The sequence below is a fragment of the Paenibacillus sp. 2KB_22 genome, from assembly GCF_052115745.1.
Lineage (GTDB): Bacteria > Bacillota > Bacilli > Paenibacillales > Paenibacillaceae > Paenibacillus.
Genome location: NZ_JBFRHG010000035.1, coordinates 1 through 454, shown reverse-complemented (window position 1 = coordinate 454; position 454 = coordinate 1). Strand labels below are relative to the sequence as shown.

Here is a 454-nt window from a genome sequence, read left to right as displayed (position 1 = left end):
ACAACTCTGAAATGTAAGCTTAGCTATGCGTTTGGTGGCGATGGCGGAGGGGTTCCACACGTACCCATCCCGAACACGACCGTTAAGCCCTCTAGCGCCGATGGTACTTGGACCGCAGGGTCCTGGGAGAGTAGGACGCCGCCAAGCGATTTCCCTTTGGGGTATTTTTTTTGCCCCCCTTGCCAAGGAATAAGGGATATATATTAGGGCCCTTAGCTCAGTTGGTTAGAGCGCACCTCTGATAAGGGTGAGGCCGGTGGTTCGAGTCCACCAGGGCCCATAGCAAGACCACAACAAGAAATACAACAGAGTATGGGGCCATAGCTCAGCTGGGAGAGCGCCTGCCTTGCAAGCAGGAGGTCAGCGGTTCGATCCCGCTTGGCTCCACCATTCCCTGATAGCTCAGTTGGTAGAGCACTCGACTGTTAATCGAGTTGTCACAGGTTCGAGCCCT

General features: G+C 54.8%; 2 tRNA genes and 1 rRNA gene. All 3 read left to right on the top strand.

Features of this window, described 5'->3' with window-relative positions:
- Positions 1–30: 30 nt before the first annotated feature.
- The 3 genes from rrf to AB4111_RS31175 all read left to right on the top strand — a co-directional run bounded on the left by rrf (position 31) and on the right by AB4111_RS31175 (position 390).
- Positions 31–147 (top strand): 5S ribosomal RNA (gene rrf, locus AB4111_RS31185).
- 59 nt (positions 148–206) lie between these two features.
- Positions 207–280, top strand: a tRNA-Ile gene (locus AB4111_RS31180).
- Between the two features lie 34 nt (positions 281–314).
- A tRNA-Ala gene (locus AB4111_RS31175) sits at positions 315–390 on the top strand.
- The last annotated feature ends 64 nt before the right edge of the window (positions 391–454 follow it).